Annotated in this window: 6 protein-coding genes; 3 read left to right on the top strand and 3 right to left on the bottom strand. The window is 39.7% G+C overall.

Annotation, left to right across the window (positions count from 1 at the left end):
- Positions 1–609: 609 nt before the first annotated feature.
- Together HMPREF2619_RS10460 and HMPREF2619_RS10455 are read right to left on the bottom strand one after the other, a co-directional pair.
- The gene (locus HMPREF2619_RS10460) at positions 610–1,575 is read right to left on the bottom strand and encodes a LacI family DNA-binding transcriptional regulator (protein ID WP_061862785.1); all 966 of its coding nucleotides are present in this window, start codon (positions 1,573–1,575) and stop codon (positions 610–612) included.
- Complete coding sequence (locus HMPREF2619_RS10455; RefSeq protein ID WP_060956078.1) at positions 1,556–3,010, bottom strand: sucrose-6-phosphate hydrolase; 1,455 nt, start codon at positions 3,008–3,010, stop codon at positions 1,556–1,558. The genes HMPREF2619_RS10460 and HMPREF2619_RS10455 overlap by 20 nt, the downstream gene beginning before the upstream one ends.
- A gap of 361 nt (positions 3,011–3,371) precedes the next feature.
- Between HMPREF2619_RS10455 and HMPREF2619_RS10450 the strand changes: the two genes are divergently transcribed.
- Positions 3,372–5,255: a sucrose-specific PTS transporter subunit IIBC gene (locus HMPREF2619_RS10450; protein ID WP_060956077.1), complete on the top strand. Its 1,884-nt coding sequence runs from the start codon at positions 3,372–3,374 to the stop codon at positions 5,253–5,255.
- A 307-nt stretch (positions 5,256–5,562) separates the two neighbouring features.
- Positions 5,563–6,450: a fructokinase ScrK gene (gene scrK / locus HMPREF2619_RS10445; RefSeq protein ID WP_049509581.1), complete on the top strand. Its 888-nt coding sequence runs from the start codon at positions 5,563–5,565 to the stop codon at positions 6,448–6,450.
- 40 nt (positions 6,451–6,490) lie between these two features.
- Here the strand turns inward: scrK and HMPREF2619_RS10440 are convergent, their stop codons facing one another.
- A complete protein-coding gene (locus tag HMPREF2619_RS10440) occupies positions 6,491–7,681 on the bottom strand; it encodes a cation diffusion facilitator family transporter (protein ID WP_070461131.1) in 1,191 nt (396 codons plus the stop codon).
- A gap of 191 nt (positions 7,682–7,872) precedes the next feature.
- On the opposite strand from HMPREF2619_RS10440, the gene HMPREF2619_RS10435 reads away from it, so the two are divergent.
- A partial coding sequence (locus HMPREF2619_RS10435) for a glycosyltransferase family 2 protein (protein WP_148130403.1) occupies positions 7,873–8,588 on the top strand: 716 nt, incomplete at its 3' end.

The raw sequence follows: 8,588 nt of genomic DNA, 5'->3' as shown, positions 1-8,588 counted from the left end.
TTCCCGCACACGCGGGGGTGATCCCAGGTTTCTTACGGAAGATATTCTCAAAGAGATGTTTTTCCCGCACACGCGGGGGTGATCCTGGCGAACTTCACACAGACCCAGCTTTTAAAACGTTTTTCGCGCATACGTGGGAGATTGACTACATAAAATGAGATATAAGAAAAATATCCCTATTGAAAACTGATAAATTAGAGATAGGAGTGTCTTATTATAGGAAAAAAGCATATTCTGTGTAAATGAAGATATCTTACATAACAAAGGAGAAGACAAGTGAATCGAATGAAGTCATCATGGAGACATTTGGTAACAATAACATCAGTTGGGTAAAAAACTTGTAGAAGAGTATAAGAAAATTTGTCTTGTATCTGTTGTCTTAGAGTGTTTCAGAACTAAATGTTCAAAATTTTTTGATTGGAAAAACGAGACTAAAATCCTTCTGCCAAATCCCTAGCTCTCCTAGCTGGTGCTAGTGAGTCTGAAGTTGCTCCCCTGGTTGAGCGCCTCATCGCAGAGAAAACCTTTAACTTAGAGACAGCCCAGCGTTATCTAGAAAACTTAAGATCATAAAAAACTCAGACAAATTCAGTCTGAGTTTTCTTGTGCTTAAATACTTTTACCTGGTAAGAGACTAACTGGTAAGAAATAACCGGTTGTGGCAACTTCTTTTCCTTCGATTTTTTGAAGTAGTAACTCAACTGTCAGGCGAGCAATTTCTTCCAAGGGTTGTTTTATGGTAGTGAGGTGAGGATAGAAATTCTCGATAAAATAAGTTCCATCATAGCCAATAACCTTGAGTTCTTCTGGAACAGAGATACCAAGCTCCTGGGCAATCTTCATAACCAAGATGGCTGTTAAATCATCTGAAGCAAAAATCGCATCTGGTTTTTGCTTAGTCAAGATATTTTTGATTTCCATTTCTTTTCGAAGGGGTGAAAAGTCACTGGAAACATTGATAATAGGAGCCTTGGGTAAGATTGAAGCAAAACCAGCATGACGAAGTCCTGTTGGAGAATTGGAGTTGTCATTACCTGTAATCATGATGATAGCCTTGGCTCCAGTTTTAGCCAAGGTCTGAGCGGCTAGGACTCCGCCAGCATAGTTATCAGAAGAAACGACAGGAATATCTGGTGACAAGTTTCGGTCAAAGGAGATGATAGGAGCCGTCACGCGATTGTAGTCTTCAATCCCTAAGTTATGGCTACCAGAGATAATACCGTCCACCTGGTTGGCCTCTAGCATTTCAAGATATTCACGTTCTTTTTCCGAATCGTGTTCACTGTTACAGATGATTGTCTTATAGCCTTTTTTGAAGAGTTCGTGCTCTAATTTGTCAATCAATTCAGCATAGAAAACATGGCTGATTTTTGGGAAAATTAGCCCAATTAACTTGGCAGATTTACCTTGAAGACTGCGAGCCAGATTGTTAGGTTTATAGCCTAGCTCACGCATAGCATCTTTAACCTTTTGAATAGTTTTTTCTGACAGGTAGCCTTTTTTATTAATAACACGTGAGACAGTAGTTGGGCTGACGCCTGCTAGTTCTGCGACATCAGTTAGTTTTGCGACCATATTCTAATTCGTAGTATGTTCCAGTTGGGTTTCCAGATTTAATGAGGATTCCATTTTGATCTTCGTGAGGGAAGACACGACCAGAAAATACTTTTTCTCCTTTATTGATAAAGATTTCAAAGACTGAGTTGTCGATGAAGATATTGACAGTAGTTGCTTGATTAGTAACTGAGCAAGAGCGAGTAGTTCCAAATTCTTGAGCGTATTGCTCACCTGCTTGACTGCGGTCAACAGTAACTTGACCATTGACAAGGTCAAAGTTGATAGAGAGTCCTTTGCCATCTTTATCAGCAAGAAGAACGATTTCATTTTGACTATCAGCTTCTAGGTTAAGCTCGATCTCGTAGGTGTTTTTGGTTTCAGAACGATTTGAGAATTCCTCTTCTGAAGCACGAAGATCCTGGATAGCTGCTACAGGGTATTGATAGAGTTTGCCGTCTTTAATGGTAAGTTCTTTTACCAATGAGAAAGTTCCTTGGTGATCAAAACGGTCAGATGGGTAAGAAACGTCTGGTAAACCAAGCCAACTAACAGCAAGGGCACGTCCATCAGGGGCATTGAAGGCTTGAGTGGCATAGGCTTCAAAACCATAATCGAGGTTGTGTAGTTCAGACACATCTACCATACGAGCATTTTCTGGGTCAAAGGAAGCGCCGATTTTATACATGTTTGGATAGATATTGTCGTATTCAAGAACCTTTTTATCCAAACCTTGTGGGCAGTAAAGAAGGACAGGTTGTTCTCCGACAAAGACTAGATTTGGGCACTCCATCATATAGGCAGTGCGGTCATTGTTAAAGTCAAGATCAGCAACTTCTTGCCAGTTTGTATAATCATTATCGATAGCCTTATAGAGACGAACAAAACCTTTTTTGTCCAAATCTTGACCACCAACGATAGCGTAGTATTGCCCTTTAAAGTTAAAAATCTGTGGATCGCGGAAGTGGTCAGTAGCATCAGCAGGCTGATCAATCAAGATTTTATCAATCTTTTTAATATTTCCATCCTTATCCATCAAGGCACCGATCTGATAAGGGTGGCGTACCCAATTGTCATCACGGACATTTCCAGTATAAAAAAGGAATAATTGATCGCCAAACTGCATAGCAGAACCAGAGTAAGCACCGTGGCTATCTAAAGGAGTATCAGGTAAGATTTTTACACCTGTTTCAGTAAAGTGCACCAAATCGTCACTTTCAAGCTGAACCCAAGACTTTAACCCATGAGCTGCTCCGAAGGGGAAGTTTTGGTAAAAGACAACCCACTTGCCATCGAAATAAGAAAAGCCGTTTGGGTCGTTGAGGAGACCTTCCTTTGGCTCAATGTGATAGCTGACATGCCATGGGGATTGTGCCATCTTTTCTTGGATTTCTTTTCTTTCTTCTTGTGTCCAATCTTCATAACGTCTGTAACGACGTTCAGTAGTCCATTCCATTTCTATTTCCTCCATAAATTCTACTATCTTAATAGTAAACGTTTCCTTATAAAAAAGCAAGTCTTTCACACTAAATTTAAGAAAAAAATGTCAAACGATTGACAGAGTTCAGAAACAAAATTTTATGAAAATCGATGAAAATATGAAAGTTTTTGAAAATTTAAAAGTAAAAACCCTGAGTTTATAGGGTATTTATTGCTGTGTTGATGAAAAAAATATCAAAAACAATCAAAAAATAAAAATTAGCAAAATTTTTTCTGCAAAACGCTTGACATATTTTTTAAACGTGATAGAATAATATTCGTAGGGCGGATAAAATCGCTTTCAAACAAGAAAAAATTTTATAAGGAGATTTTTGCAAATGACGAATACAGAAATTGCAAAAAAAGTCATCGAAGCCTTGGGCGGACGTGAGAATGTTAACAGTGTAGCTCACTGTGCTACTCGCCTTCGTGTTATGGTTAAAGATGAAGCGAAGATTAACAAAGATGCTATTGAGAACTTGGAAAAAGTTCAAGGTGCTTTCTTTAACTCAGGTCAATACCAAATCATCTTTGGTACAGGTACAGTTAACAAGATGTACGATGAAGTCGTAGCTCTTGGTTTGCCAACGACATCTAAGGATGAGATGAAGGCAGAAGCTGCTAAACAAGGAAATTGGTTCCAACGTGCCATCCGTACTTTCGGTGATGTTTTTGTACCAATCATTCCAGTTATCGTAGCAACTGGTCTCTTCATGGGTGTTCGTGGACTCTTGAATGCTCTTGGAATGACACTTCCAGAAGATGTTACAACTTACACTCAAATCTTGACTGACACAGCCTTCATTATCTTGCCAGGTTTGGTTGTTTGGTCAACCTTCCGTGTATTTGGTGGTAACCCAGCTGTTGGTATCGTTCTTGGTATGATGCTCGTTTCAGGTTCACTTCCAAATGCCTGGGCTGTTGCTTCTGGTGGAGAAGTAACTGCTATGAACTTCTTCGGATTTATCCCAGTTGTTGGTTTGCAAGGTTCAGTTCTTCCAGCCTTCATCATCGGGGTTGTCGGAGCTAAGTTTGAAAAAGCTGTTCGTAAAGTTGTTCCAGATGTTCTTGACCTCTTGGTAACACCATTCGTAACACTCCTCGTAATGTCAATTCTTGGTTTGTTTGTGATCGGACCAGTCTTCCACGTTGTTGAAAACTATATCCTTCTTGGAACAAAAGCTATCCTTAACTTGCCATTCGGTCTTGGTGGTTTCTTGATTGGTGGAGTTCACCAAGTTATCGTCGTATCAGGTGTTCACCACATCTTTAACTTGCTTGAAGTTCAATTGCTTGCTGCTGACCATGTTAACCCATTCAACGCTATCATCACAGCTGCCATGACTGCTCAAGGTGCTGCAACAGTAGCCGTTGGTGTGAAAACTAAAAATCCTAAACTTAAAACACTTGCTTTCCCAGCTGCTCTTTCTGCCTTCCTAGGTATTACTGAGCCTGCTATCTTCGGGGTTAACTTGCGTTTCCGTAAACCATTCTTCCTTTCATTGATCGCTGGTGCAGTCGGTGGTGGACTTGCTTCAATCCTTGGTCTTGCTGGTACTGGTAATGGTATCACAATCATCCCTGGTACAATGCTTTACATTGGTAACGGACAACTTCCACAATACCTTCTTATGGTAGCTGTATCATTCGCTCTTGGTTTTGCTCTTACTTACATGTTTGGTTATGAAGATGAAGCAGAAGTGGCTTCAGAAGCTACAACTGAACGTTTAGCTGACGAAGCAGTAACTGGTACTGTTGTTGCACCTAGCGAAGGTGTCATCCAAACACCAATCGTTGGTGACGTAGTTGCACTTTCAGACGTTAATGACCCAGTTTTCTCAAGTGGAGCTATGGGACAAGGAATCGCTGTGAAACCTAGCCAAGATGTTGTCTATGCACCAGCTGATGCTGAAGTGACAATCGTCTTCCCAACAGGGCATGCTTATGGTTTGAAAACAGCAAACGGAGCTGAAATCTTGATTCACGTTGGTATCGACACTGTTTCAATGAACGGTGAAGGATTTGACCAAAAAGTTGCCCAAGGTGACAAGGTTAAAGCTGGAGATGTTCTTGGAACATTTGACTCAGCTAAGATTGCTGCTGCAGGACTTGATAACACTACTATGGTTATCGTAACAAACACTGCAGACTTTGCTTCAGTAAATCCAGTTGCTTCTGGATCAGTTGCTAAGGGAGATGCAATCATCGAAGTTAAAGCTTAATACTCTTCGAAAATCAAATTTAAACTGCGTCATACTCGCTTTGCCGTATGTATGTGTTACTGCCTTCGTCAGTTCTATCTACAACCTCAAAGCTGTACTTTGAGCAATCCGCAGCTCGATTCCTAGTTTGTTCTTTGATTTTCATTAAGTACACTACTTTCGATTTAATAGATCAAAAAACGAACAAATGTCATGTTTGTTCGTTTTTGATTGAATAGTAAAATTTACAGAGGAAAAACTAAAATATAGAGCAACTTTCCTTCTGGAATTATGCTATAATAGAGAAAATAAAAACTAGAGGTTTATCATGACAAAACTATATGGAAGCTTGGAAGCGGGCGGTACAAAATTTGTCTGTGCTGTCGGTGATGAAAACTTTAATATTGTAGAAAAAACACAATTCCCAACAACAACTCCTATCGAGACAATCGATAAAACTATCGAGTTCTTTTCAAAATTTGATAATCTTGCAGGACTTGCGATTGGATCATTTGGTCCAATTGATATCGACAAAAACTCAAAAACTTATGGTTTTATTACAACTACACCGAAACCTCACTGGGCCAATGTTGATTTGCTTGGTGCTCTTCGTCGCGCTCTAAACGTGCCAATGTACTTCACAACAGACGTAAACAGTTCTGCCTACGGTGAGGTAGTTGCTCGTAATAATGCTGGTGGCCGTATCGAAAACTTAGTTTACTATACAATCGGTACAGGTATCGGAGCTGGTGTTATCCAACGTGGTGAGTTTATCGGTGGTGTGGGACACCCTGAAATGGGTCATTATTATGTGGCTAGACACCCAATGGATATTGAAAAAGAATTCAACGGTGTTTGTCCTTTCCATAAGGGATGTCTGGAAGGCTATGCAGCTGGACCAAGTCTTGAAGCTCGTACAGGTGTTCGTGGGGAAAACATTGAACTCAACAACCCTGTTTGGGATGTTCAAGCCTACTATATCGCTCAAGCCGCGGTTAATGCTACTGTAACTTTCCGACCAGACGTTATCGTATTTGGTGGTGGGGTTATGGCCCAACAACACATGCTTGACCGTGTACGTGAGAAATTTACATCTCTTCTCAATGGTTACCTACCAGTTCCAGATGTACGTGACTATATCGTAACACCAGCTGTAGCAGGTAATGGTTCGGCTACACTTGGAAACTTCGTTCTTGCTAAGAGCGTTGCAAAATAAACATGAAAAATGAGGTTGGAAATTATCCCGGCCTCATTTTTTAGTCTTTTTCTATCTTTGTTTCCTGATGGAAAATATTTTGCCAAGTTTCGTGGCGGCGCCAGATGCTTGTGTGGATGGTATCACCAATCTGATAGCGGATCAGTTTTGTCTTCTGACTAATGGAAGTTAGGTGAAGCTCTTTAATGGCAGATGTCAGTTCTTTTTCGGACTTATAGGCATCCTTGTCCAGTTCTTGTCCGTCCTGGCGGATATAAATGAAGTCTTCTGCAAGTAACTCTTCTAGTTGATTTCCTTGGTCAATCAATTGCTCTCTCATGAGCAATTTTTTATAGACATTATCTAGGATTTCATCCTCAGGGATTGGTGCTGGTTCGATATGAATGTCTGTATCAAAGACACCAAAGCGTTCTGATAACATGGATTCAACCTGATCCGCAATTTCGTGACTTTCAAAAACAGAGAGATCTGGGTTCATCTCGAGAGTAATGTCCAGATAGATATTACTTCCGTAAGTACGACCGCGTTGTGATTTGACCTTGCTAATCTTAGGAATTTCCATGATAGCCTTTTGATAATCTTCCAACAAATGTTCATCAAAACCATCTGAAAGACTGAAAGACGACTCGATAAAGATATCATAGGCAGTCTTGAGGATAAAGAAGGTAATGACGATGGCAACCAATTTATCCACGAGAGGGAAGTTAAAACTGCTGGCTAGGATAGCGATAGTGGTTCCGAGTGAAGTGACTGCATCTGATAGATTGTCCTTGGCAGCCGCTTTAAGCGCTTTAGATTTGGACTGCTTGCTGAGGTGGGTGTTGTAGAGATAAACAGCAAACATAATCACAGCAGAGATCACTCCTAGAATCGCTCCCAGTGGGTCAATCACTGTTTCTTCGCGACTAATAATCTTTTGAATCGTATCTCGCAAGACATCAAAACCAACATAGAACATGATGATTGAAGTGATGAGGCTTGCTAAGTCCTCGATTTTCCAGTGACCGAAACGATGGTCTCTATCTGCTGGTTGGCGGGCCAAACGAATCCCAATGAGGAGGGCAACATTTCCGATGATATCAGAAACGTTGTTGAAACCATCCGCCACCAAACTGGATGAGTGAAGGAGGTGGCCTGCTGCTAACTTAGCTGCTGACAAGAAAAGGTAGGTCAAGATGCTTATAATAGCACCTCGTTCAGCTAATTTCAAGTTTGAAACGGATTGATTCATCTGACTCTCTTCCTAGAATTTTTATATTCTATCATTATACTGGTTTTGTAAGGAAAATTCAAATGGAGGGGATGTCATAGAGTGGGATACAAATCAGAAAATGCTTTTTTTTTTTAGGAAAAATGATAAAATGTTATTCGGAAGTTTGTGCTTTTTATTAAGGAATATTAGTAGGTAATAAAGGAGATTCCATGAAAACATTAGTTGTTATACCAGCACTCAATCCACCTTCAGACTTGTGTAATTATATAGTTAAACTGAGAGAAGCAGGATTAGAAAATATTTTAATAGTAGATGATGGGAGTAGGAGAGAGTTTAAATATATTTTTGAACAGTTAAGAGATGAACAAAATTGTAGGATATTAACTCATGCAAAAAATTTAGGCAAAGGTCGTGCACTAAAAAATGCCTTTAACTATTTCCTGACCATGCCAGATGTAGAAGAGTTTAATGGAATTGTTACTGCAGATTCAGATGGTCAACATAGAGTTGAGGATGTCTTATCTATGGTAGATACGATTTCTAATTATCCTGATTCACTAATTTTAGGTTGTCGGGATTTTGATTCTGAAAATGTTCCACCAAAAAGTAAATTCGGGAATAAACTTACCAAATTAGTATTTAAACTACTCTATGGGAGAAAAATAACAGATACTCAAACAGGATTACGAGGCTTTCCCAAAGCGATCTTAAATGAAATGTTGGAAATTCAAGGTGAACGCTTTGAATATGAAACTAATATGCTCATTCATACGTTTGATAAAGCTATTCCGATACAAGAAATAACGATTGAAACAATTTATTTTGATGGTAATGCAGAAACTCATTTTAATCCTATTAAAGATTCTTTGAGAATTTACAAAGTAATCTTTGCTTCATTATGCGACTTTCAGTCCGTCTCGCTCCG

It is taken from the genome of Streptococcus sp. HMSC074B11 (genome assembly GCF_001808705.1).
Classification (GTDB): domain Bacteria; phylum Bacillota; class Bacilli; order Lactobacillales; family Streptococcaceae; genus Streptococcus.
This window is presented reverse-complemented; position numbering and strand designations above follow the sequence as displayed.